At 47.7% G+C, this 23,659-nt stretch carries 22 protein-coding genes; 16 read left to right on the top strand and 6 right to left on the bottom strand.

Annotated elements, in window-relative coordinates; genetic code table 11:
- Nucleotides 1–20 precede the first annotated feature (20 nt).
- On the bottom strand, nt 21–1,166 hold the full coding sequence (gene metK, locus K5X84_RS10460; protein WP_222235811.1) for a methionine adenosyltransferase: 1,146 nt from the start codon (nt 1,164–1,166) through the stop codon (nt 21–23).
- 115 nt (nt 1,167–1,281) lie between these two features.
- On the opposite strand from metK, the gene K5X84_RS10465 reads away from it, so the two are divergent.
- From K5X84_RS10465 to K5X84_RS10490, 6 genes are read left to right on the top strand one after another with little or no spacing between them, the layout of a single operon-like run.
- Nucleotides 1,282–2,013 (top strand): 16S rRNA (uracil(1498)-N(3))-methyltransferase, encoded by a 732-nt coding sequence (locus K5X84_RS10465; RefSeq protein WP_222235812.1) that lies wholly within the window; start codon nt 1,282–1,284, stop codon nt 2,011–2,013.
- Between the two features lie 10 nt (nt 2,014–2,023).
- Nucleotides 2,024–2,968, top strand: coding sequence for a glutathione synthase (gene gshB, locus K5X84_RS10470; RefSeq protein WP_222235813.1), 945 nt, complete (start codon nt 2,024–2,026; stop codon nt 2,966–2,968).
- A gap of 60 nt (nt 2,969–3,028) precedes the next feature.
- Nucleotides 3,029–3,586 carry a YqgE/AlgH family protein gene (locus tag K5X84_RS10475; protein ID WP_054489583.1) on the top strand — a complete coding sequence of 186 codons (558 nt, stop codon included), beginning with the start codon at nt 3,029–3,031 and terminating at the stop codon, nt 3,584–3,586.
- The gene (gene ruvX / locus K5X84_RS10480) at nt 3,583–4,017 is read left to right on the top strand and encodes a Holliday junction resolvase RuvX (protein WP_054489585.1); all 435 of its coding nucleotides are present in this window, start codon (nt 3,583–3,585) and stop codon (nt 4,015–4,017) included. The genes K5X84_RS10475 and ruvX overlap by 4 nt, the downstream gene beginning before the upstream one ends.
- Before the next feature lie 37 nt (nt 4,018–4,054).
- Entirely contained in the window at nt 4,055–4,345 is a 291-nt protein-coding gene (locus K5X84_RS10485; protein ID WP_054489587.1) for a hypothetical protein, read from the top strand.
- Nucleotides 4,346–4,366: 21 nt separating this feature from the next.
- A complete protein-coding gene (locus K5X84_RS10490; protein ID WP_222235814.1) occupies nt 4,367–5,326 on the top strand; it encodes a hypothetical protein in 960 nt (319 codons plus the stop codon).
- On the opposite strand, the gene K5X84_RS10495 is transcribed toward K5X84_RS10490, so the two are convergent.
- Entirely contained in the window at nt 5,327–6,712 is a 1,386-nt protein-coding gene (locus K5X84_RS10495; protein WP_222235815.1) for a PhoH family protein, read from the bottom strand.
- A gap of 148 nt (nt 6,713–6,860) precedes the next feature.
- Between K5X84_RS10495 and rapA the strand changes: the two genes are divergently transcribed.
- Genes rapA through K5X84_RS10510 form a run of 3 tightly spaced genes read left to right on the top strand, consistent with a single transcriptional unit; the run spans nt 6,861 to nt 11,007 of the window.
- Nucleotides 6,861–9,521, top strand: coding sequence for an RNA polymerase-associated protein RapA (rapA, locus tag K5X84_RS10500; RefSeq protein ID WP_222235816.1), 2,661 nt, complete (start codon nt 6,861–6,863; stop codon nt 9,519–9,521).
- Nucleotides 9,521–10,177 carry an RluA family pseudouridine synthase gene (locus tag K5X84_RS10505; RefSeq protein WP_054489592.1) on the top strand — a complete coding sequence of 219 codons (657 nt, stop codon included), beginning with the start codon at nt 9,521–9,523 and terminating at the stop codon, nt 10,175–10,177. Before rapA ends, K5X84_RS10505 begins: the two co-directional genes overlap by 1 nt.
- A gap of 26 nt (nt 10,178–10,203) precedes the next feature.
- Nucleotides 10,204–11,007, top strand: a complete 804-nt coding sequence (locus tag K5X84_RS10510) for a DUF3530 family protein (protein WP_234972470.1) — start codon at nt 10,204–10,206, stop codon at nt 11,005–11,007.
- Nucleotides 11,008–11,017: 10 nt separating this feature from the next.
- On the opposite strand, the gene djlA is transcribed toward K5X84_RS10510, so the two are convergent.
- From djlA to K5X84_RS10525, 3 genes are read right to left on the bottom strand one after another with little or no spacing between them, the layout of a single operon-like run.
- The gene (djlA, locus tag K5X84_RS10515; RefSeq protein WP_054489597.1) at nt 11,018–11,848 is read right to left on the bottom strand and encodes a co-chaperone DjlA; all 831 of its coding nucleotides are present in this window, start codon (nt 11,846–11,848) and stop codon (nt 11,018–11,020) included.
- 1 nt (nt 11,849) lies between these two features.
- Nucleotides 11,850–12,518, bottom strand: a complete 669-nt coding sequence (gene murU / locus K5X84_RS10520) for an N-acetylmuramate alpha-1-phosphate uridylyltransferase MurU (RefSeq protein ID WP_222235817.1) — start codon at nt 12,516–12,518, stop codon at nt 11,850–11,852.
- On the bottom strand, nt 12,515–13,519 hold the full coding sequence (locus K5X84_RS10525; protein ID WP_222235818.1) for an aminoglycoside phosphotransferase family protein: 1,005 nt from the start codon (nt 13,517–13,519) through the stop codon (nt 12,515–12,517). Before K5X84_RS10525 ends, murU begins: the two co-directional genes overlap by 4 nt.
- 139 nt (nt 13,520–13,658) lie before the next feature.
- Between K5X84_RS10525 and K5X84_RS10530 the strand changes: the two genes are divergently transcribed.
- From K5X84_RS10530 to K5X84_RS10560, 7 genes are read left to right on the top strand one after another with little or no spacing between them, the layout of a single operon-like run.
- The gene (locus K5X84_RS10530; RefSeq protein WP_199494294.1) at nt 13,659–15,932 is read left to right on the top strand and encodes an LPS-assembly protein LptD; all 2,274 of its coding nucleotides are present in this window, start codon (nt 13,659–13,661) and stop codon (nt 15,930–15,932) included.
- An 11-nt stretch (nt 15,933–15,943) separates the two neighbouring features.
- Nucleotides 15,944–17,242: a peptidylprolyl isomerase SurA gene (gene surA / locus K5X84_RS10535; RefSeq protein ID WP_199494293.1), complete on the top strand. Its 1,299-nt coding sequence runs from the start codon at nt 15,944–15,946 to the stop codon at nt 17,240–17,242.
- Entirely contained in the window at nt 17,239–18,231 is a 993-nt protein-coding gene (gene pdxA / locus K5X84_RS10540) for a 4-hydroxythreonine-4-phosphate dehydrogenase PdxA (RefSeq protein ID WP_222235819.1), read from the top strand. The genes surA and pdxA overlap by 4 nt, the downstream gene beginning before the upstream one ends.
- On the top strand, nt 18,224–19,075 hold the full coding sequence (rsmA, locus tag K5X84_RS10545) for a 16S rRNA (adenine(1518)-N(6)/adenine(1519)-N(6))-dimethyltransferase RsmA (protein ID WP_054489609.1): 852 nt from the start codon (nt 18,224–18,226) through the stop codon (nt 19,073–19,075). The genes pdxA and rsmA overlap by 8 nt, the downstream gene beginning before the upstream one ends.
- Nucleotides 19,062–19,436 carry a Co2+/Mg2+ efflux protein ApaG gene (apaG, locus tag K5X84_RS10550; RefSeq protein ID WP_054489610.1) on the top strand — a complete coding sequence of 125 codons (375 nt, stop codon included), beginning with the start codon at nt 19,062–19,064 and terminating at the stop codon, nt 19,434–19,436. The genes rsmA and apaG overlap by 14 nt, the downstream gene beginning before the upstream one ends.
- Before the next feature lie 2 nt (nt 19,437–19,438).
- Nucleotides 19,439–20,257 (top strand): symmetrical bis(5'-nucleosyl)-tetraphosphatase, encoded by an 819-nt coding sequence (locus tag K5X84_RS10555; RefSeq protein WP_054489612.1) that lies wholly within the window; start codon nt 19,439–19,441, stop codon nt 20,255–20,257.
- 30 nt (nt 20,258–20,287) lie between these two features.
- On the top strand, nt 20,288–22,288 hold the full coding sequence (locus K5X84_RS10560) for a methyl-accepting chemotaxis protein (RefSeq protein WP_054489614.1): 2,001 nt from the start codon (nt 20,288–20,290) through the stop codon (nt 22,286–22,288).
- A 61-nt stretch (nt 22,289–22,349) separates the two neighbouring features.
- Here the strand turns inward: K5X84_RS10560 and tyrS are convergent, their stop codons facing one another.
- A complete protein-coding gene (gene tyrS, locus K5X84_RS10565) occupies nt 22,350–23,555 on the bottom strand; it encodes a tyrosine--tRNA ligase (RefSeq protein WP_199494291.1) in 1,206 nt (401 codons plus the stop codon).
- Nucleotides 23,556–23,659 lie beyond the last annotated feature (104 nt).

A 23,659-nucleotide genomic window follows, 5' to 3' on the forward strand; every position in this document is an offset into this window, starting at 1 on the left:
ATTTATAGGCAAAATTTTGTTTAAATATCAGCCTGTAAATCGGCGGCTTTGTCCGTTTGCTCCCACGGCAGGTTATTACGGCCAAAGTGCCCGTATGCCGCTGTCTGCTTATAAATTGGGCGCTCCAGGTCAAGCATTTTGATTAATCCGTAAGGACGTAAGTCAAAATGACGGCGCACCAGCGCAATTAACTGCTCTTCTGAGTGCTTAGACGTTCCGAAGGTATCAATGCTAATAGAGGTTGGTTCAGCAACACCAATAGCGTAAGAAATTTGCAGTTCGCAACGCTCTGCTAAACCGGCTGCAACCAGGTTCTTAGCAACATAACGCGCCGCATAAGCCGCACTACGGTCAACTTTTGACGGGTCTTTACCTGAGAAAGCACCGCCACCGTGACGCGCCATACCGCCATAGGTGTCGACGATGATCTTACGACCCGTCAAACCGCAGTCGCCCATAGGCCCACCAACGACGAAGCGTCCGGTTGGGTTAATATGGAATTGCGTATCTTTGGAAATCCACTGCTCCGGCAATACCGGTTTAATGATTTCTTCCATAACCGCTTCGCGCAGCGTTTCCTGAGTAATGTCTTCTCTGTGTTGAGTTGACAGAACCACGGTATCAATAGCGACCGGCTTACCGTTCTCGTAAACGAAGGTTAACTGGCTTTTGGCGTCAGGACGTAGCCAGTCCAGGGTGCCATTGTTACGCACTTCCGACTGACGCTGCATAACGCGGTGCGCATAAGTAATTGGCGCAGGCATTAAAACAGAGGTTTCATTAGAAGCATAGCCGAACATCAGGCCCTGATCACCAGCGCCCTGCTCTTCGGGATGAGCGCGATCAACACCCTGGTTGATATCGCCACTTTGTTTACCAATGGCGTTCAATACCGCACACGATGCGCCGTCAAAACCCATATCAGAATGTCGGTAACCGATATCTTTGACAGTCTCGCGGGCCAGGTCTTCAACATCCACCCAGGCATTTGTTGAGATTTCGCCGCCAACCAGCACCATACCGGTTTTTACATAGGTTTCACAGGCAACACGGGCTTTCGGGTCTTTTGCTAAAATTGCGTCTAAAACCGCATCGGATATCTGGTCGGCAATTTTGTCCGGATGCCCTTCGGACACTGACTCTGAGGTAAACAGGTGACGTGACATATGCCCACTATTCCTTTATTTTGATGAAATCACTCAATACTGGTTGCATAATGTAACCGATCACTCTGTTTTTTTCTACTTCTGGACGTCTAAAAGTCCGAATAAGGCTGACGACATGCGAGTACCGCGGATTTATCACCCCGCCTCTATAAATTTACAAACTGAAACCGAACTGAGCTCGGATGCATTCCAGCACCTGATCAAAGTATTGCGCTTGAACGTAGGTGATAACATTGCTTTATTTAACGGTGACGGACAAGACTACGAGGCGACCATAACCTCGGTTCAAAAAAAGTCTGCGTATTTTCTTGCAACCGGCAGCAAGGTAAATGATTCAGAGTCGCCTGTCAGCGTGCATCTTGCTCAGGTCATTTCACGCGGTGACCGCATGGACTTTGTTCTGCAAAAGTCAGTCGAGCTGGGCGTTACCGAAATTACGCCTCTGTTCAGTGAACGTTGCGGCGTTAAACTCAGTGGCGACAGGCTGGAGAAAAAGCAGCAGCAGTGGCAAAAAATTGTGCGCTCAGCTTGTGAACAATGTGGTCGCAGTGTAATTCCTGAAGTTAAACCAGCTCAGCAATTCAGCGACTTTATTGAAAGCACATTTGCCGGGCTTCGTCTGACTTTAGACCCCACTGCGACAAAACCGCTTTCATCGTTTCAACACGCCGAAAAGGGGATACAATTGCTCATTGGGCCCGAAGGTGGGTTTACTGACGAAGAAGTCAGTGCTGCTGAACAGCAAGGGTTTAATCCAATGCGTTTGGGTCCTCGCGTGTTACGAACAGAAACCGCCGCGCTATCGGCGCTTACCACCGTGCAATATCAGTTTGGCGACTTAGGTTAAAGGAGTTTACATGAAAAAATTAGCTATGGTGATGGACCCAATCGCCGCTGTAAAAACCGAAAAAGACACCAGTTTCCGCTTACTGCTGGAAGCTCAGGCTCGCGGCTATCAATGTTTTTATCTGGAAATGGGCGACTTAGTTATTGATAACGGTCAACCAATGGCCTTTGCTCGGGAAGTTCGTGTTCAGGATCAAAAAAGTGACTTTTACAGCTTAAGTGACAGCCAGTACCGCCCGCTTGAAGATTTTGATGTCATTATGATGCGTAAAGATCCGCCCTTTGACAGCGAGTTCTTATACGCGACGCAAATTCTGGAACTGGCCGAGCAACGCGGTAGCCTGGTGGTGAATAAACCGCAGAGCTTGCGTGACTGCAACGAGAAGCTCTTTACTTCATGGTTCGCAGATTCTATTGCTGACACATTGGTCAGTTCCCGGGCTGACGTGATTAAAGCGTTCCATAAAAAACACGGTGATGTGATTTTAAAACCTCTGGATGGCATGGGCGGAGCTTCGATATTTAAAGTAGGGGCAGACGGCAGTAACCTGGGCGTTATTATTGAAACCCTGACCGAAAAAGGTCAGCGCTACGCCATGGTGCAAAAGTACCTGCCTGAAATTAAAGACGGCGACAAACGTATTCTTATCATTAATGGCGAACCAGTGCCTTACTCTTTAGCGCGAATTCCCAGCGCCGGAGAAACTCGCGGAAACCTTGCCGCCGGGGGCAACGGACGGGCTCAACCTTTATCCGACAATGACTGGGCTCTGGCTCGTAAGGTCGCACCTGAACTGAAAAAACGAGGGCTCATTATCGTTGGGCTGGACGTGATTGGCGACCGCATTACCGAAATTAATGTCACCAGCCCAACCTGTATGCGTGAAATTGAAAACGCCTACGACATCAATATTGCAGAAATGGTCTTTCAGGCAATTGAAGAGAAGCTGAATTGAATTTCTATGAGACGCCCCCATATCCTTGTTAGAGATTATCGTTAAGGAGTCGGTGAATCGATGAACAATTTGCAGAATCACTTTTTGATAGCAACACCTATGCTGAACGATCCGATGTTTAAACGGACCGTGACCTATATCTGTGAGCATAATGAAGAAGGTGCGATGGGGCTGGTAATTAATCAGCCTGCAGATTTAAGCGTTACCTCGCTGCTGGATAAACTGGAAATTGTTTACCCGGAAAATAACCAGCACTTGCAGGGTAATGTCTACCAGGGTGGTCCCGTGGGTCGTGAACGGGGCTTTGTGATTCACCCACCTCAGGATAACTGGCGTGCCAGTCAGAAGCTGAGCGATGACATCATGGTGACCACCTCTCGGGATATTCTGGAAGCCTTAGGTTCATCAGCGGCTCCGCCTCAGTTTTTACTGACCCTGGGTTACGCAGGCTGGGAAGCCGGTCAGTTAGAGGAAGAACTGGGTGAGAATTCCTGGTTAGCGATTCCGGCAGACCCTGAGCTGTTATTTAATACACCAGCAAGTGAGCGCTGGCAAAAAGCCACAGAGCAGCTTGGTTTTGATGTGTGGCAACTGGGACCGGATGTCGGCCACGCATGAGTACTGTTATTGGCTTTGACTTTGGTACCAAAAGCATTGGTGTTGCGGTTGGTCAAACCGTTACCGCAACAGCTTCGCCATTAACCGCGCTAAAAGCAAAGGAAGGTATACCCGACTGGCAGCTTATTGAAAAGCTGTTTGCCGAATGGCAACCAGAGCAACTGGTCGTTGGCCTGCCTCTGAATATGGACGGCACCGAACAACCCTTGACGCAACGAGCCAAAAAGTTTGGTAACCGACTTCATGGGCGTTTCGGCTTACCTGTTACTTTTCAGGACGAAAGACTGACTTCAACCGCCGCACGCGAAAGCTTGTTTGCCGAAGGCGGCTTTCGAAAATTGGAAAAAGGACTTGTCGACAGTCAAGCGGCGTTAATAATTGTTGAAGATTTTCTGAACGGTTATTTGCCAAAAACCGATAATTCGTTATAGTGTCGTCAGTAATAAGTTGACACGACAGGAGCTGGCTTTGTTTGGTAATGAAGAACCCTATTCAGTAACGGGTAATACCATTCTACTGAAAGACGAAAATAAGAAACTGCTTTTAATTACTGGTCCTCGTTACCAAAACATACTGGTTTCGCGAGGTTCAGTTGAATTTACAGACTTACCTGCTGAGCGTCGCCCAGGCTTAAGGCTTGTTTCCCTGCAAGAAGTCTTTAAGAAAGAAAAGACTTATTTTTTCGTTCGCGCCGGCGGCATTGAGTATCAAGTAGACCTTAAATTCGAAGACAGCCCTATTACTGAAATGAAGTTTTAAGGGGCAACAGGAGTAATCAGAGTGACACATAAAATCTGTGCTGTTATCTGGTTACTCTTTACTCTTCCTCTAACAGCAAATGGCCAAAACTTTTTTAACCTTAACGGAACCCAAGACGGCCAGTTAACCTTTTCTTATCAATGGCGTGACTTTAACGACAGTCAGCAATCCTTTGACTTCCAGGTCGATAAAAGAGAGTTCCTGCAACCTTTAAAGCGTTATCGGGGATTTAATCTGGAGCGCAGTCAACGCGAGCTTACTCACCAGTTGAATCGCTACATCCGGCAGCAACAATGGCAGGGTATTCAGGCTCGCCTTACACCCCGTCAACAGTCAGTAGAGCTGGTCACCGCCAATAGCAGAACTCAGGAAAAACAAGCGCAGCTGAATGAATACAAAAGGCTTTTACACGAATACTACAATGAACGCTGGAATGATTATTTAGAAGCCAACTTTTATCGTCAGCTCACTCTGCCTCCGGGTGAACAGGGCATTATTCCCGACCACCCCGCTATTGCCAGCGAAATGACGGCTGTATTACGCCCGTTAATACAAGCTATTGGAGAGCAGTTAGGTAACAACACACAGCGCAATTACATCAATTACATCGCCAGCTTTATTCAGCAGATCCCTTATAACGACTTGAGCAGTAAGCTTGATAGCCGTGGAGATGGCTTCGTACCCCCTAACCAGCTGCTCTACTATAATCAGGGCGACTGCGACAGCAAAGTCACGTTAATGAGCTCGGTAATTAAAGAAATTATTGAGACCCCAAAAATGGCAATCATTTACCTGCCCAACCATGCGGTTTTCGGTATATCTATTAGTAGCAGAAGCGATGACATTAGCGTGAAACACAATGGCGTGAATTACATACTAGTAGATGTTACTGGCCCGGCGGCAATGCCTCTGGGCCAGGTTGGAGGAGAAACCGAGTTTCAGGTCAACACTGAGCAATACACGGTTGTGCCCATTAACTGATTAAAGATGCTCTTCTGCGAACTTAGCTAACGGACTCCGCACCACCCCATTCAAGTTAACTGTTGCACTACCGGGGTAGTCTTTAAAGCGCTCAACAATATAAGTTAAACCTGAAGTCACAGCCGTTAAGTAATAACTGTCAATTTGTGCCAAATTACCCGATACCACCAGCTTAGTATTTTCACCACAACGCGTTATTAGGGTTTTCAACTGAGACGCCGTTAAGTTCTGCGCTTCATCCAGAATGACTATAGCGTTCTGTATGCTGCGTCCGCGCATAAAGTTGAGTGACTTAAACTGAATATTGGCTTTTTTCATAATATAGTTCAGGCTCGACTCCATACTCTCATCGTGTTTATGCAAAGCCTCCAGGGAATCTGTTATTGCCGATAACCAGGGCGCCATTTTTTCCTCTTCCGTGCCCGGCAAATAGCCAATTGACTCGGCAATTTCCGGGGTATTGCGGGTCACGATAACTTTCTCATAAATTCCCTGCTCTACCACCATTTGCAAGGCCGCTGACAAAGCCAGGAAAGTCTTACCACTGCCAGCAGGACCAGTCAGGATGACCATATCCATGCTGGTATCAAGCAATGCATGCAACGCCATGGCCTGATAGATGTTCTTAGGGTGAACACCCCAGGCGCCGTAAGACATCATGCGTTCGATGCTCAAGTCCATTAAAGTAACGGTGTCGTTGTCGTACTCCTCTACCCGGGCAGCAAAGCTGTCTGTTGAGTCAATAATGTATTCATTGGCAAAAATTTGCGGCAGCAAGTCCCGGCTTACGGTGTGATACGCATCGCGACCTTCCTGTTGAGTTTTCACTTCACCTACCTGCGACCAGAAATCCCCTTCAAATTTATAGAAGCCTTTGGTCAACAATCGAATGTCATCAATAAGCTGGTCGGTACGATAATCTTCAACAAATTTCATGCCCGCGCCTTTGGCTTTCAGACGCATATTGATGTCTTTGGTTACCAGCACCACACCCGCGGGGGCTCGCTCGCGCTGAATTTCCAGAGCGGCCTGAATAATCCGGTGGTCATTTTCCGCTAACGAAAGTACCGACTCGGTTTGCTCAAGCTGATAATCCGGGAAAATAGCCAAGGTTCCGTTCGCGGTATGCTCACCATGCATTCTGCTTAAGGGCACTCCAGCAACAATTTCCTCTGGTGTTGCTTCTTTTAACACTTCTTCTAAAGAGCGAATAGCCACCCGGGCTTCCCGGCTGACGTCCTTATTCCGATCTTTGATTTTGTCGAGTTCCTCCAGAACCACCATGGGAATAATAACGTTGTGTTCATCGAAATTGAGGAAGGCTAGCGGGTCGTGCAGAAGAATATTGGTATCCAGGATAAAGAACTTGCCGGTGTGTTTAGTCATTAGCGCATACCTTTGCTGTGATTATTCTTTTCTTACAGCTTAGCCTAAAATTCATGACATAACGGTTACAGAAATAAATTTTTCCTCGGAATTGGTGACTGAATTAAGTACCATTGCGGCCTTAGAAAATGGCATGCGGGAGTGTGTAGTGAGCGAGTTTAGAGTTGGACAACGTTACCTCAGTGAAACTGAAACCGAATTAGGGCTGGGTATGATAACTCAGGCCGAAGGTCGTCACTTAACCGTGATGTTCCCTGCCACCGGTGAAGTGCGACTGTACTCTGCTCAAGATGCGCCTCTGGCTCGATATCAGTTGCAAGTTCAACAGCAAGGTAAGCACGCCGACGGCTGGAGCTTCACTATTCAGGAGCTGACTGAGTCACAGGGTATTGTGACTTACCACGGACTGCGTGATGACAACCAGGAGTCAGTTGTTGTTCCTGAAACTCAACTCTCGCATCAAGTTGACAGTAATCCGGCATTAACTCGTTTGCTTGCTGGTCAGGCCGACCGACTCGATATGTATCAATTGCGCTGTGAGGCTGGTGAACATTTGGCGCATCACCAGGCAAGCGAGGTGGCCGGCTTATTAGGCGTTCGTACCCATTTGCTGCCGCATCAGCTGTATATTGCTAAGACGGTCGCTGATCGCTATCACCCACGCGTGCTTTTGGCCGACGAAGTGGGCTTAGGAAAAACCATTGAAGCCGGCATGATCATTAAGCGTCGACTAACCACCGGACGCTCTCAACGCGCACTCATTGTTGTGCCTGAGTCTCTTATGCACCAATGGTTAGTGGAGCTACGTCGCCGCTTTGCACTGAACTTTACCCTGTTTGATGACGAACGTTGTGAGCAAGCGGAAGCCGACAGTGAAAATCCTTTTCTGACCGAACAACACATTATTATCAGTAGTCGGTTTATGCATGAGTCACGCTGGAATGAGGCCTTACTCGATGCGGAATTTGATCTGCTGATTATTGATGAAGCCCACCATCTGCAACCGAATGCTCCTGAATTCAGCGCCGTAAAAGACCTTTGCGAAGCTGTGCCCAGTTTGCTGCTGCTAACGGCAACACCAGAACAAGAAGGTGCTGAGGGACATTTCCAGCGACTGCAGTTACTGGATCCGGACAGGTTCTCCGACTTTGCCAGTTTCCAGCAAGAACAGGCGCACTACAAAGAGTTAGCGGAACAGGCGGAGTCTGTGACTGACCCGGCAGAGCTTGATGACTTGCTCGATAAACACGGCACAGGGCGCGTTATGTTTCGTAACCGTCGGGCCGATATCGGCGGATTCCCTGAACGCCATTTTCATCCGGTAGAACTGGACGAGTGCGAACCCGATGAAGACATGCCCTGGTGGATGGAAGATCCGCGTATTGACTGGTTATTGGAGCACATTAAGCAAAACCGCTCAGAAAAAGCGCTGCTAATCTGTAAAACTGCGGAGCAAGTGCTGGATTTGTCTGAAGCTCTGCGCGTACTCGCAGGTGTGCACGCGGCCACCTTTCATGAAGGAATGACGCTGACCGAACGAGACCGTTCTGCTGCCTTTTTTGCGAGCGAAGAAGATGGCAGCCCTATCCTACTGTGCTCAGAAATTGGCAGTGAAGGCCGCAATTTTCAGTTCGTGCATCAACTGATCTTATTCGACTTACCAGCCAACCCCGACTTGCTGGAACAGCGTATTGGTCGTTTAGACCGTATTGGCCAGCAGCAGGACATTGATATTTACCTGCCTTATTGTAGAGGCTCTGCCGAAGCTATATTGCTGCCATGGTACGAGCAGGGAATGAATGCCTTCACTCAGTGTAATGCGATAGGCCGTAAACTGTACGACGCTTTCGGCGCTGAAATTGAGCAGGCTATTACTGAACAGCAGCCTTTAAGTTCTGAACTATTAGAGCAGACAAAAGAGCTGCACAAAACCTGGCTGGAGCACAACAGGGAAGGTCAGGACAAGCTGCAGGCACTCAATGCTTGTCGCCCGGAAACCGCAGAAAAAATCATAGAGCAAATTCATAGCGACAGCGATACCGATACGCTCGCCGATTTCATGATTGCCTTCTTTGACCGTTTTGGTGTTAATAACGAAGTTCTGGATGAAGAACGCTGGTTTATTCGCCCGGGAGAACACATGCGTGTTGGCAGTCTGCCTGGTTTGCCAGACGACGGTATTACCATAACCTTTGACAGGGTTACCGCGCTGAACTTTGAAGATACCGACTTTCTGAGCTGGGATCACCCGATGGTACAAGCAGCGCTCGAGTTGCTGACTGCTGATGACTTTGGCAGCACTTGTGTGGCCGAGTTAAAAAACCCGGCAATTCCGGCGGGCAGCTGGTTCCTTGAATTAGACTTTGCCAGCATAGTTCCTGCGCCTAAAGCCGCGGCCCTACAGGAGTTTTGCCCACTGCAAAGCCTGCGGCTTCTGTTTAATGGTCAGGGGCAGGAGCTCTCTGCCAAAGTATCGCGCGAGCTACTGGATCAGCAGTCTAACTTCATTGATAAGAAAACCGCCCGTCAGGTATTGCGCCAGCTAAGAGATGCAGCGCAAAAGCTTATCCAGTCAGGCCAACAACAAGCACGCAAATGGCAGCAAGAGCAACTGGAGCAGGTAAGACAAGAGGCTACAGCGGCACTGCAACATGAACGCCAACGACTGCTCGACTTGCAGAAGAAAAACCCATCGGTACGCAGCAGTGAAATAGAAGCTATAAACTGGCGCGAAGAGCAGATTACAGCGGCACTGGAAAGTCCGCAGTTGTCGCTACAGGCTGTTCGCATTTTGGTGAACAACCATTAATGACGCTGCTTCACTATGAGCCACCAACAACGCCATTTCTTCAAGTTATTTATGAAGACGCTCAGTTGTTGGTGGTTGATAAACCCAGCGGACTATTGAGTGTTCCGGGAAAACGACCGCAGCATAAAGATTCCACTTATACTCGAGTGCAACGGGTACACCCGGAAATTAGAGTGGTTCATCGGTTGGATATGGCCACCTCCGGTATCTTGTTACTGGCAAAAACCAAAGCTGCACAAAGCCACCTGAACAAACAATTTCAGGACCGCACAACCCACAAAAAATACATTGCCAAGGTATGGGGGGAACTACCTGCTTCACAGGGCGAAGTTGAACTCCCGCTTTCCTGCGACTGGCCGAATCGCCCGCGCCAGCATATGGATTTTTTCACCGGCAAACCAAGTACGACCTTCTACCGGGTGAGTGAATTTGACGGCAAGTGTAGTCGTGTTGAACTGACCCCATACACTGGCCGCTCGCACCAGCTTAGAGTTCATATGCAGGCCATTGGCTGCCCGATATTAGGCGATAAATTCTATGCGCACAGTGAGGCGTTTTCTGCCGCTGAACGCTTATTGCTGCATGCTGAGGACCTTTGCGTAACACACCCACAAACTGAACAACCTATAGCCTTTCATAGCCCGGTTCCGTTTTAATACTTTGCGCTCAAGCTGACGCCGCTGTGGCCGATATAAGCTGCATGAAGCGTTATTCATTATTGCTACTCGCGGCACTGTGTATCAGTCCCGCAGTCAGCCAGGACGACTTACAACGTTATTTACCGCAAGACCAGCTACACTGGTTGTCCGGTAATGACGACCAACGCTATTTGGTTTTAAAGAAAGAATACCTACAGGCTTTTGAGCGCGGTCAAATCGTGCTTATACCCGACTGGCACTATCATCCCTTGCAGTCTTTTTATATTCGCCCGGTGTATGAAAACGCACCGGATTTTGGCTGGACCACCTGGGCGCTCACTCCGCCGGAAAATGACATACGCACGGACAATCTGCAGACCCCCGCCAGTGCCACACACTTTCCTGAAGCAGCTGATGAAGAGGTCTTCGAGCCTCTGGTTGGCGCCTTGCAACAACGCATGACACTGCTTCTGGACGAGACCTTAAGCCGGCCGGGCTTCTCAGTGTGGGTGGTTGAAGGTATTACAGCGGATATTACTTTGCGACTGTTAGAAAGTGATCCGTCGATAATGCCGGATGCTATCGTCCTGATTAATGCTTATGTTCCGCAATTTCAGTATAACCGCGCTCTTGCCGACCGTATTAGTCAGTCACAACTGCCGGTTCTGGATATTCGCAGTGCTGAAAGTAATCAATGGATAAGCAAGCACTGGCAACTGCGCAAAAAGCTGGCGAGTAAATATCAGCACCCGGCTTACCGGCAGCGACAACTTATCAACTCCGGGAATGCCGGGCAGCGTGAGTTAATCTCAACCATAAAAGGCTGGCTTGAGTTTCACGGCTTTTAGCAGCAATCTTTTAACGAATATCCCGCTTTTCTTTGATTTTTTCATAAGCCGCCTGAATATCCTGCGCCCGTTGCTGAGCCTGCTTCATGACTTCTTCAGGTAGGCCTTTCGATGCCAGCTTGTCCGGATGATGTCGGGCCATAAGTTTACGATAAGCTTTTTTAATTTCAGCGTTACTGTTCTGGGCGGTCACGCCAAGCACTTCATAGGCGTTGTTAATTTCATCCTGACTGGTGGTTTTACGCTGTTGTTGATGCTGCTGACGGCGATGCTGATGAAAACGAAAAGCCGCTTTTTCCATCATTAACCATTGGTCTAACTGAAAGCGCGTAAAGCCCAGAGACTTAGCAACGTTAACCAGCACTTCATGCTCCGACTTTTCCAGAATTCCGTCATTCAATGCCAGACCAATTAACTGCTCCATGAAAAGCTGCAAGACATCCCGGTTGCCGTAAAAGGACGCACTAAAATCTTTCATGACCTGCTGCAAAGGAAATGTCGGTTCTTTACCTTCTCTGAACGCTTCCTGCGCTTCACGGGTTGCATCAGAACTTAAGTTCAGGCGCCGCATAAGCTCCTGCGCCTGCGCAATGTCACTGGTTGTTACTTTTCCTTTTGCCTTGGCAACATGACCCATTACAGCAAACAAGGTGTAAATGAAGTTGGCATCCCCGGCAGCCTTCTCTGCACCGTATAAAAAGCGTCCCCAGGCGCCTTTTTGGGAAAAGTCCTGAGCCATTCCCCGATCAAACCAATGGCCAATCAGAACGCCTAAAATAGCGCCCGGCCATTTCATAAATGCAAAACCTGCCAAGGCTCCTACTACTTTTCCCCAAACCATGTTATTTCTCCAACTGCTGGTTAAGTTGATGCAGCCGCTCAGGGGTCCCTACGTCGGTCCAGTGCCCTTCCCAATAGCTTGCTGCTAACCTGCTTTGATTTATTGCCCGGTCAAAGAAGGTTTTAAGTGGCTGCTTGCCCTGAGGGTATGGTTCCAGCAGCTCTTTTCGGTATAAGCCAATACCGGAAAACGTCTTGCGCTCACTTCCGTCATTAACCAACAAGCCATTTTCTAAAGCAAAGTCGCCCTCAGGATGATGAACAGGGTTCTTAACCATGATCAAATGCGCCAACTGTTCCTTTTCCAGTTGAGTCGGCAGATCACGGTAGTCCCAGTCGGTCCAAATATCTCCGTTAATGACCCAGAAAGGTTCGTCACCTAATAGGGGCAAGGCTTTAATAATACCACCGGCAGTTTCCAGCCCACCTTCCGGTTCTGCGGAAAAAGATACCTGTAACCCCCACCGACTGCCGTCACCAACAAAGTTCTCAATTTGCTCACCGTGCCAGGCATGATTAATAACAACCTCATTCACGCCGGCCTGCGCCAGCTTTTCTAAGTGATAAGCCAACAACGGTTTACCCGCTATGGGTAGCAAAGGTTTAGGCTGATTATCAGTTAACGGCCGCATGCGATTGCCTCGGCCAGCGGCTAAGATCATTGCTCTCACTTTGCTTCCTTCCAGGCCGGTATGACGCGTTTTTCCAGCCATTGGTTATAATCTGACAACTGTGAATAGTTAGCACTTACTCGCTGTAAATAACCTAAAGTTCTGGGAACGTCTTGTAAGTAACCCGGCTTGTGGTCACGATGAGCCAGGCGGGCGAAGATACCTGCGGCCTTAGTATGACGCTGCAAGCCCATCCAGTCGAACCAATGCTGCCATTGTTCAGGCTCAATCTGAGCAGCCAAATGGTTTGACTGAACGAGCCTTTGCCGCAAGCCCTCACCCAGTTCAGCCACCCATTCATCGGGCCACTCAATATAGCAGTCTCGTAACAGCGAGACCGCATCGTAGGTGACCGGTCCCAACACCGCATCCTGAAAATCAATAACCCCAATGCTGTCGTCATCCAGCAGCATTAAATTACGTGAGTGGTAATCTCTGTGCACCCCAACCTGAGGCTGTTCCAGTGCATTATCAATAAGTTGCTGGCTGAATTGCTGCCAAATTTCCTGGTCTTCATTATTCCAGTTAAGGTTTAAGTGAGTCTGGAGCAGCCAGTCTTTAAACAACGACAACTCGCGTTTGAGCAAAGCCGTGTCGAACGCAGGCAATTCACCTAACTCGGTACTGCGTACTGACATAATATTCGGCAAAGCCGCTAAAGCTTGCTGATAGTACTGCCGGGCATTACGAGGGTGTAGCTTACTGAGCAACAAAATCTGGCCGAAATCTGACTGCAACATAAAACCTTGCTCGGTATCGGCTGCGATAATTTCAGGCACAGTAACGCCAGCATCAGCGTACGCTTGTGCAACCGCCAAAAAAGGTTCCATAGGTTCCTTTTCCGGTGGACAGTCAACCGCTATCAGGCTTTCTTTTCCGTTAGTTGCCCGAAAATAACGACGGAAACTGGCATCGCCGGATACAACCTCTAAAGTCGGCTGGGGAACCCCGGTCTGGGCTTCGCACCAAGCCTGCAGAGCCACTTCTCGTTTGTCTTCCAAATTATCCTCCACCAAATTTTGTCGCAAAGCCTTAAAACTAGCAGTGTACCAAATAGCGAAACAAACAAAATTGCTTTATTATACCCTCGCGCTGCAAAACAGAATAAATGCATTTAATAACAACGAACGGAAGATTCAATTGCTGCTAAGGTTTATTACTCCGCTGATGCTACTGTCGTTTACTGGCGATGCGCTAGCGGCTTTACAAAATCAAAACGTGCAACAAGGCATGGCTTGTGAGGCTTCCCGGCCCGCAGAAAATGTAATTGGTTCAGTGCAACTGCAGCAAACTGAAGCAGGCACTATTGGCGTTGAATCGCGCAGCGCCGAAATTTTTGCAGATGAGAAGGCGTACTTTACCGGTAACGTTATTATTCACCGTGATGGGCAATGGCTATCCACATCAAAAGCGACAGTCGACCAGCAAAAAGGAGAAATTATTGCCTCTGACGGTATTACCTTTAGTGACGGCTACCTTAACGTCACAGGCGATTCTTTATTTCTCGACCTGAATGAAGACAGAGCAGAGCTTTATAATAGCGATTATCGTCTGCAGGATCATAATGCCCGGGGTCATGCTGAACGTCTGTCTTTATCTCGACAAGAGGTGTTATTGCAGGACTCAAGCTTTACCACTTGCCCCGGAGATTCACCAGCCTGGCAATTACGCGCGCAGCGTATTCAAATTAATGAAACCAGTGATTTCGGGGAAGCCTGGCATGCCCGTTTCGAGCTATTCGACGTGCCCATTCTTTATTTGCCTTACTTTAACTTTCCTATAAGTGACGCGAGAAAGACCGGGCTGCTTTACCCTACTTTTGACTCATCATCTAACAGTGGCTTTGAAGTAGAAATCCCTTATTACTTTAATATTGCACCCAATATGGATGCCACTATAGCGCCAGTCTATATGTCCGAACGCGGCACTATGTTGAAAAGCGAGTATCGCTATCTATTTGGGCAAAATGCCGGACAATTCAATTTAGAGTATTTAGGTAATGACGATACCCGCATCGAAAATAAAAAGCGTTACCTTTGGCATGTTCAGCATGCAGCGCAGATTAATCCGGACCTAAGCTTTTACCTGGATGCCACCGAAATTAGCGACGACAATTATTTAAACGACTTTGGCAGTGACTTCGCTGGCAGAGCCGATACTCATTTATACCGTGTCGCACAGCTGGACTACGATAACGATAACTGGACCGCTCAACTGCGGACTGAAGACTATGAGCTGATAGGTGATTACCGAAGCCCCTACCGGACACTTCCGCAATTGAGCGTGGACTATAGCGCAAAGACTCTTCATGGTTTCAGTGCAGGTATTTATAACGAACTGACTTATTTTCAGAATCAGGACCAATCACGCGAATACGCTACCCGCGCCCATATTGAACCGAGCCTAAGATATCGTTATGAAAAGCCGGCCTTCGATACCGAAGCGGAGCTGTCTTATCTTTATACACGCTACTGGCAGGAAAGTCCGGACAGTGCAATTGCGGAAAGTGTCACACGGACGTTGCCAAGAGCGCGGGTCAGAGCTCGTATGCACCTGGAAAGGTCTGTTGAAATTGGCAATGATCAATACCGTCAAACGTTATCGCCGCAAATTCAATACCTTTACGTGCCCTATGAAAACCAACAAGACATCGGTATTTACGACACTTCGCTGTTACAGGACGACTATCATGGTCTATTCCGTAGCCGTCGGTTTTCAGGTCTGGACCGTATAGCAGAGGCCAACCAGGTAACTTACGGAATCAGTAGCAGCTTGTTCACTCAGAATGAACGTGAAATGCTACGCGCCAGTCTTGGTCAAATATACAACATTGAAGACAGTCGCACGCAGCTATTCGCCGCTAATGAAGAAACCACGACTTCCAGTAACAGTGAGTGGGTGGCTGACATAAACTGGGCGGTTGATGAGAACTGGTCGTTGCGCAGCTCAATTCAGTACGATACGGAACTTAACAGCACCCGTAAGAGTCAGACCGCGATAGAGTTTCGCAAAGACAATTCGAACCTGGTACAAGTGAGTCACCGCACAGCAACAAATATTTTGAATAACGATATAGAGCAGGTTGGAACACAAGCAGTTTGGTCGGCTAGTTCGCGTTGGCAAGTAGCTGCAAATGTCTTTTACGATCTCACACATGACCGTTTAAATGATGCTATGGTGGGCGTCCAATACAGCAGTTGTTGCTGGGCATTACGAGTTAGTGCTTACCGACGTATAAACCGTGATCTCGAGCCAGCATTTAGTGCGAACCAGATAAACGGCGACACACAGTTTGACAACGGCATTAGTATACAATTTATTATCAGTGGATTAGCTTCTGATAACAGTGGTCTAATTAACATGCTTGAGAAAAGTACGTACGGCTACCGCCGTCCTTTTTATCTCAGTAACTAGTGGTAGGTATAATGAAAAAAATTGCAATGTTTTGTTCAGCAGCAGTGCTGATAGCATCGTCCCTTTTGCTGAATAATAGCGTTCAGGCTCAACAGATTCTGGATCGTGTCGTCGTTATTGTTGACGAAGGCGTGGTTCTGCAAAGCCAAATTGATCATCTGGTTCGGCAAGTAAAAAACAGTCAAAACTTTAATAATGGTAATGCCCCTTCCGATGAGGTTTTGGAAACTCAGGCAATTGAACGTTTAATATTACAGGAAATTCAGCTTCAGATGGCTGACCGCATGGGCATCGAGGTCGATGACGGTCAACTTGAGCAAGCCATTAGCGACATCGCCAACAATCAAAACATCACTGTTGCTGAGCTGCGCGAAGAGATGGTCAATAACGGCATGACCTGGGCTTCGTACCGGGAAAATGTCCGTAATGAAATTGTTATTCAGCAAGTTCAAAGAGCTGCCGTGCGACAACGAGTTGCAATTACGCCTCAGGAAATAAATAACCTGGTAAAACTCATTGATAATAATCAGGAAGTTCAGGAAGAATACCGCTTGGCTCAAATATTAATCGCCGCGGATTCCGATGCTTCGCAAGCTGAACTTGAAAAAGCCAAAGAACGTGCTGATGCCGTTTTAAGCCTTCTTGAAAAAGGGCGGGACTTTTCTGACCTGGCGGTACGTTCTTCATCAGGCTCTGCTGCTTTAGAAGGTGGTGATATGGGCTGGATGACAGCGAACAGTATGCCGACACTATTTGCTGAAGCCGTCGACGGAAAACCCGTTGGTGAAGTTGTTGGTCCTATTCGTAGCGGTATTGGCTTTCACATTCTAAAAGTTCAGGACAAACGTGGCGAACAAACGGTAGAAGTCCAGGAAGTCAAAGCTCGACATATTTTAGTAAAACCATCAGTTATCTTGTCGGACAATAAAGCGAAAGAAATGCTCAACAACTATCGTGAGCAAATTGCCAATGGCGAAAAAACTTTTGCCGAACTTGCCCGAGAGCACTCAGCGGATCCAGGCTCAGCTTCACGCGGCGGTGATTTAGGCTGGGCACGCCCTGACAAATATGCACCAGAATTCAAGCAAAAAGTTGAAACCATTGAAGCAAACACCATAAGCGAGCCTTTCCGTACTCAGTTTGGCTGGCACATCGTGGAAGTTACTGAACGCAGAACTCAGGACGCCACTGAAGAAAGTAAACAAGAACGAGCTTATCAAATGCTTTTCAGTCGGAAGTTCCGCGAAGAGTTAGATAACTGGCTACAGGAAAAACGTGATCAGGCCTATGTCAGAAGAGTTGCCGAGTGAGTCTACCGACACTAGTTTTTACACCGGGTGAGCCGGCAGGTATAGGCCCGGATCTGATTATAAAAATTGCACAGCAGCCCTGGCCGGCTGCTGTGATTGTCTGTGCCGACAAAAACTTATTAAAACAGCGCGCTGAGCAACTCAACCTGCCCATTACTTTGCATCGCTATCGTAAAGGTGAGGACGTGCCAGAACACCAGCCTGGCCATTTATGGGTTGAGCACATCCCTGTATGCGAAGAAGTCACTGCCGGTCAGCTATCTGTATCTAACGGTCATTACGTAGTGGACTGTTTAAAGCGAGCCTCCGATGGCAACCTTGCAGGCGAGTTTGATGCAATCGTCACAGGTCCGGTGCATAAAGGCGTGATTAACCAGGCAGGCGTTGCTTTCTCGGGACACACAGAGTTTTTAGCCCACGAAGCCAACTGCAATGATGTTGTGATGATGCTGGCCACCGAAGGCTTACGCGTTGCTTTGGTAACGACTCATATCCCTTTAGCCTATGTTGCAAAAGCAGTGACCAAAGAGCGCCTGACCAACATTTTAACGATTCTGCATAACGACCTGAGCAAGAAATTTGGTGAGTCCTCCCCAAAAATTCTGGTTTGTGGTTTAAACCCTCATGCCGGAGAGTCCGGACACTTGGGCCGTGAAGAGATTGAGACTATATCTCCAGTCATAGAGCATCTGAAGCAACAGGGTATGAACCTACATGGCCCCTACCCGGCGGACACTATCTTTCAGCCAAAATACCTGGAAGACGCCAGTGCAGTAGTTGCTATGTATCATGACCAGGGGCTCCCCGTGCTAAAATATAAGGGCTTCGGTCAAGCGGTAAATATCACTCTGGGTCTACCTTATATACGAACCTCTGTGGACCACGGTACAGCCCTTGAACTGGCTGGAACAGGTAAAATAAATGACGGTAGTTGTCGACTGGCAATGAAAACCGCTATCGATATGGCAAGAGCAGCGTACTATGAGTAAAAACCAAAATGGGAGTAAACACTCAGGCGGGAGCAAAACCCATCTGGGGCACCGTGCACGGAAGCGGTTTGGTCAGAACTTTCTGAACGATGAGCACATTATTGAACAGATAGTTGATGCCATTAACCCTCAAGCTGGTGAAAACCTCATTGAAATTGGTCCGGGGCTAGCAGCGTTAACCGAACCCACAGTGGATCGCGCCGGCCATCTGAAGGTCATTGAAATTGACCGAGACCTGGTTGAGCGTCTTCAACACCATCCTTTTTTAAGTGCGAAACTCGAAGTGATACAGGGAGACGCATTAAGCATCGACTTTAGCCAGTTTGCAGAGAAAGCGCAGGCAAGAGTATTCGGTAATTTACCTTACAATATTTCGACGCCTTTGATTTTCCACCTGCTAAAATTTGCAGAGCACATACAGGACATGCACTTTATGCTGCAAAAAGAGGTTGTGGATCGCCTGGCTGCAGAACCCGGCTCAAAAAGCTATGGTCGAATTAGCGTCGGCGTGCAACAAGCCTGCAGAGTAACACCTGTAGTTTCGGTTCCACCGTCAGCCTTTACACCGCCACCTAAAGTTGAGTCTTCCGTCGTTCGTTTAGAGCCATACAAAGACAGCCCACACCCGGTGAAAGACAAAGCTCAGCTACACAGCTTATGTTTGACAGCATTCAATCAACGCCGTAAAACAATACGTAACAACTTAAAACAGCTGGTTCCTGCAGAGCAACTCGAAGCGCTTGGCATTAATCCTGGCGCCAGACCAGAGACGTTATCGGTGGATGACTACTGCAGAATATCGGACTGGCTCACAGAACAAGCGGAAAAGAATGACAGTCAGTAAAATTGAAATTGATGTAAAAACGCAATATTTAGCGGCGCAGTCGAACCCTGATGCCGGCCAGTACGTGTTTTCTTATACGATAACCATAACCAATGAATCCAGTCAGTTGGTACAATTGCTTGCCCGTGAATGGCGAATTACTGATGCAGACAGTAAAATAACCCGGGTAGCTGGTGACGGTGTTGTCGGTCAACAACCGAAGCTTGAGGCAGGAGAGTCTTTTAGCTATACGAGCGGTACGGTCCTGGCAACACCTATTGGTACTATGGAAGGTCATTATTTGATGATAGATGCCCAGGGCGAGCAGTTTAAAACACCGATTCCCTCATTCCGGTTGGCTATTCCTAATATTATTCATTAACTATGAGCCATTACATTGTTGGAGATATTCAAGGCTGCTTCCGCGAACTTGAAGCTCTGCTAACCAAAGTCAGTTTTAACCCAGAAAACGATACTCTATGGTGCGTTGGGGATATTGTTGCGCGCGGTCCGGACTCTCGTGATGCACTCAGGTTCTTCTATCAAAACAGCCGTTCAGTGCATACTGTATTGGGCAACCACGACTTAAACTTAATGGCCGTATTACTCGGCTACCGCAAGCCAAACCCGAAGGATAAACTCGACACCTTACTTGCTGATAGCGAACGTTTCCGTTGGCTAGACTGGCTGCGTCAGCAGCCCTTGCTGCAGCAGCTAAAAAGTCATGAAACGGTTATAGCCCATGCAGGAATTTACCCTTGGTGGAAGCTGGAAGAAGCAGCTCAATACGCTAACGAAGTCGAAAATGTTCTTGTCAGCACTCAATTTGAGAGCTTCATGCGCGAACTATTTGGCAACACTCCTGAAAAATGGGACTCAAGTCTGCAAGAATTCGACCGATACCGTTTTATAGTGAACGCATTTACCAGAATGCGTTACTGCAGCCCGGATGGTGAACTCGAATTTTCTAAAAAAGATAATCCGTATCAAAGTTCATCGCAGGATTCGTTTAAGCCGTGGTTTAACTTTTGGCCTGAATCCGATAATCGCGTAATATTTGGACACTGGGCTGCGTTAATGGGTGAGACCCGACGTCAAGATGTAATAGCGCTCGATACTGGCTGTGTCTGGGGTCAGCATATGACGTTATATAACGTTGAAAGTAAGACATTCTTTCATCAACCGGCTTTGTCCGGGAAGTGATAATAATCATGCAGTGCTGAGGAAAGTTTCATGAAAATTACTGTTGCCATGCGAGTCATTGGTGGTTTTGCCATCATTACATTGCTGTTACTCATCATTAGCTTAAGCTCGTTGTTTAATATCAACAGCATTGGCTCATCGGTTGATAATCTCAACGACCAGGCCGTGCCCGCGCTCAATGAAGTAGCTGCCGTCAAAGTGGATATTCTTGAATTGGGCAGCGTGCAATTAGAAACTTTCTATGATGAAAAAGTTGGCGAGGTCGATGCTCACAGAAAAGAATTTGAAGCATCCCGTAGTTCGCTTTTTTCTTCGTTAAACGAACTCAACCGATTAATTCAGGGCGCCGGTCAAGGCGACAGAATTGATGCTATTGAAAAGGACTCTCAGAAGTATGTCGACTTAATCGACCGCTTATTCAATCAGCAACGCGAATACCTGGAACTTCAAACCACAACAGCTTCTCAGTTGGATGAAATTGCATTCAATATCGATGACGCTGCTATAATGCTGCTAGACACCATGGATATGTCTAACAACGAAGTTATTTCACGCGAAGCCAGTAATGTTGAGTCCTCGCTGTCGAGCCTTATCACTTTGATGTACGACTTAAACAAAGCCAACAAACTAGACAGTGCCGAAGTTATTCGTAGTGAAATTGATATTAATATTGACAGTATCCGCCCCCGCTTAGAAGTTTTAGAGAACGAGGCAACCGGCAGAACTGAGACAATGGTTAGTGACGCTATCACGACCGTTCGTAATGCCATCGACAGTCTGCAGGGTAATGGTTCCTATCCCGCAAATGTCATTCGCCGTCAACAACTTCGCGTAGACGCGGAAAACTCACTGAATAGTTCACAAACCCAGTTGAACAAGTTAATGACAGAAACGGATGAGTTGCAGAATGCGGTTCGTGGCATTGCTGAAGACACACGAGTTTCTGTGACAGATTCAATTTCAACCAGCAGCTGGATAAACAGCATTATTACGGTTGTTTCAATTGCACTGGCCATTTTAATTTCCTGGTATACCGTACGCAGTATCAGTCAGCCACTGTCTCGTGTTAACCATATGCTGAATATTATGGCCGACGGTAACCTGACTGAGCGAGTCGACTACAACGCTCAGGATGAGTTTGGTGAACTGGCATCAAATACGAACAAGCTGACCGGCAATTTGCGTAAACTTATTGAAGGTATCGCTAACCGCGCGACTCAATTAGCGACAGCGGCGGAGGAATCCTCCAATGTCTCTGACGAAACAACGAACGCGATTGATGAACAGCGCCGTCAAATAGAGCAAGTGGCAACAGCCACCCAAGAAATGAATAATACAGCGAGCGAAATGGCTGATGGCGCTGATCAGGCTCTTCAGGAAATTCAGCACTCCGATGACGAAGCCAAGCGCGTACGGGAAATTTCAGATAAAAACCGTACCACTATCGAAGGCCTGGCTCGCGAAATTCAGAGTGCCTCCGAGGTTATCGATCAGTTATCAGAGAACAGCAAAAACATTGGCGGTATTTTAGATGTTATTCGCGGTATTGCGGATCAGACCAACTTGCTTGCCCTGAACGCTGCTATTGAGGCTGCTCGGGCTGGTGAACAAGGTCGGGGCTTCGCTGTTGTTGCCGATGAAGTTCGTACCCTGGCCAGCCGTACTCAGGAGTCGACCGAAGAAATTCAGGATATGATTGAAAGCTTGCAGAACGACTCTCAACGCGCTGTTAGTGTAATGAATAAGGGCCGCGAACAAGCCGAACTCAGTGTTCAACAGTCGGATGAAGCCGCTCAGGCACTGCAGTCAATCACTGAGTCAGTCCACCAGGCCTCTGACAGCAGTAACCATATTGCTAACGCAGCGAAAGAACAGAGCAGTACCGCACACGATATCAGCGAACGTCTTGAAGCTATTGTTTCTATTGCAGAACAAACCGCTTCTGGTTCGAAACAAACCGCTCAGGCGTCTAACGAAGTAGCGAAACTGGCCGATGAGCTGCAGGACTCAATCAAGAGCTTTAGAGTCTAAAAGCACGGAAACAAAAAAGGTGCCAACTGGCACCTTTTTTATTGTCTGAAACCTTGAACGGTTAAGCCGTTAAGTTAAGTTTTGCGAAGCGGCGCTTGCCTACCTGATAGACCCCTGAGTCCTTCTCAGTGCACACATAACGCGCATCACTGAACTTTTCACCATCTACTTTAACGGCATTTTGCTTTATCATCCGCAACGCTTCAGAGGTTGACTGAACTAAACCGGCTTCCTTTAGCACATTACCTATCGCCATTCCCTCGGTTCCAACTTGCACCGTCTTTTCCGGAATATCATCCGGTAATGCATTCTTTTGGAAGCGCTGAATAAAATCCTGTTCCGCTTTCTCTGCGTCTTCTTCAGAATGGAAGCGTGCAATAATTTCTTTTGCCAACAGTACTTTGACATCGCGTGGGTTTTTACCGTCGGCTACCGCTGCCTTTAATTCATCAATTTCCGTTATGGAGCGGAAGCTGAGCAGCTGGAAGTAACGCCACATAAGCTCATCAGATACCGACATAATTTTACCAAACATGTCATTAGCGGATTCGGTAATGCCAATATAGTTGTTTAATGACTTCGACATTTTCTGAACGCCATCGAGGCCTTCCAGTAACGGCGTCATAATGACAGTTTGTGGACGCTGCCCTTCTTCTTTTTGCAGCTCGCGCCCCATTAGCAGGTTAAAACGCTGATCGGTACCACCAAGCTCAACATCCGCCTTTAGCTCAACAGAGTCCCAACCTTGTACTAACGGGTACAGAAACTCATGAATCGCAATAGACTGATTGTTCTGGTAACGCTTTTTAAAGTCATCACGTTCTAACATACGCGCGACCGTCTGACGGGCAGCTAGCTTAATCATATCGGCAGCCCCCATTTTCGACATCCACTCAGAGTTGAAGCGAATTTCCGTTTTAGCGGGGTCCAGAATCTTAAAAACCTGTTCTTTATAAGTTTCAGCGTTTGCAATAACCTGTTCAGTGGTCAGCGGCTTTCGGGTGACATTTTTGCCTGTGGGGTCGCCTATCATGCCGGTAAAGTCCCCTATCAGGAACACCACTTTGTGGCCAAAGTCCTGAAACACTCTCAATTTGTTAATTAAGACCGTGTGGCCTAAGTGCAGATCCGGGGCAGTTGGATCAAAGCCAGCTTTCACTATTAGTGGCTTACCACTCGCTAATTTCTCAGCCAGTTCCTGCTCGAGTAAAACTTCTTCGGCACCGCGAGTAATCTCGGCAATAGCTTCCGCCACTTCGGTTTTCATCCTCATCTCCAACTGTAAAAACTGATAAACCAGCCATTTTACGCGATTATTAACACTGTTTTAAGCTTATTAATCTGGTATTCTTCTTTTTTTCGTATTATCCT

Origin of the sequence: Idiomarina abyssalis (assembly GCF_019797805.1) — a bacterium.
Classification (GTDB): domain Bacteria; phylum Pseudomonadota; class Gammaproteobacteria; order Enterobacterales; family Alteromonadaceae; genus Idiomarina; species Idiomarina abyssalis.

Excerpts from the sequence above, each read along its gene's own strand:
- metK (WP_222235811.1), bottom strand. The coding sequence starts at position 1,166 with ATGTCACGTCACCTGTTTACCTCAGAGTCAGTGTCCGAAGGGCATCCG.
- K5X84_RS10465 (WP_222235812.1), top strand. The coding sequence starts at position 1,282 with ATGCGAGTACCGCGGATTTATCACCCCGCCTCTATAAATTTACAAACT.
- gshB (WP_222235813.1), top strand. The coding sequence starts at position 2,024 with ATGAAAAAATTAGCTATGGTGATGGACCCAATCGCCGCTGTAAAAACC.
- K5X84_RS10475 (WP_054489583.1), top strand. The coding sequence starts at position 3,029 with ATGAACAATTTGCAGAATCACTTTTTGATAGCAACACCTATGCTGAAC.
- ruvX (WP_054489585.1), top strand. The coding sequence starts at position 3,583 with ATGAGTACTGTTATTGGCTTTGACTTTGGTACCAAAAGCATTGGTGTT.
- K5X84_RS10495 (WP_222235815.1), bottom strand. The coding sequence starts at position 6,712 with ATGACTAAACACACCGGCAAGTTCTTTATCCTGGATACCAATATTCTT.
- K5X84_RS10505 (WP_054489592.1), top strand. The coding sequence starts at position 9,521 with ATGACGCTGCTTCACTATGAGCCACCAACAACGCCATTTCTTCAAGTT.
- djlA (WP_054489597.1), bottom strand. The coding sequence starts at position 11,848 with ATGGTTTGGGGAAAAGTAGTAGGAGCCTTGGCAGGTTTTGCATTTATG.
- surA (WP_199494293.1), top strand. The coding sequence starts at position 15,944 with ATGAAAAAAATTGCAATGTTTTGTTCAGCAGCAGTGCTGATAGCATCG.
- rsmA (WP_054489609.1), top strand. The coding sequence starts at position 18,224 with ATGAGTAAAAACCAAAATGGGAGTAAACACTCAGGCGGGAGCAAAACC.
- apaG (WP_054489610.1), top strand. The coding sequence starts at position 19,062 with ATGACAGTCAGTAAAATTGAAATTGATGTAAAAACGCAATATTTAGCG.
- K5X84_RS10555 (WP_054489612.1), top strand. The coding sequence starts at position 19,439 with ATGAGCCATTACATTGTTGGAGATATTCAAGGCTGCTTCCGCGAACTT.
- K5X84_RS10560 (WP_054489614.1), top strand. The coding sequence starts at position 20,288 with ATGAAAATTACTGTTGCCATGCGAGTCATTGGTGGTTTTGCCATCATT.
- tyrS (WP_199494291.1), bottom strand. The coding sequence starts at position 23,555 with ATGAAAACCGAAGTGGCGGAAGCTATTGCCGAGATTACTCGCGGTGCC.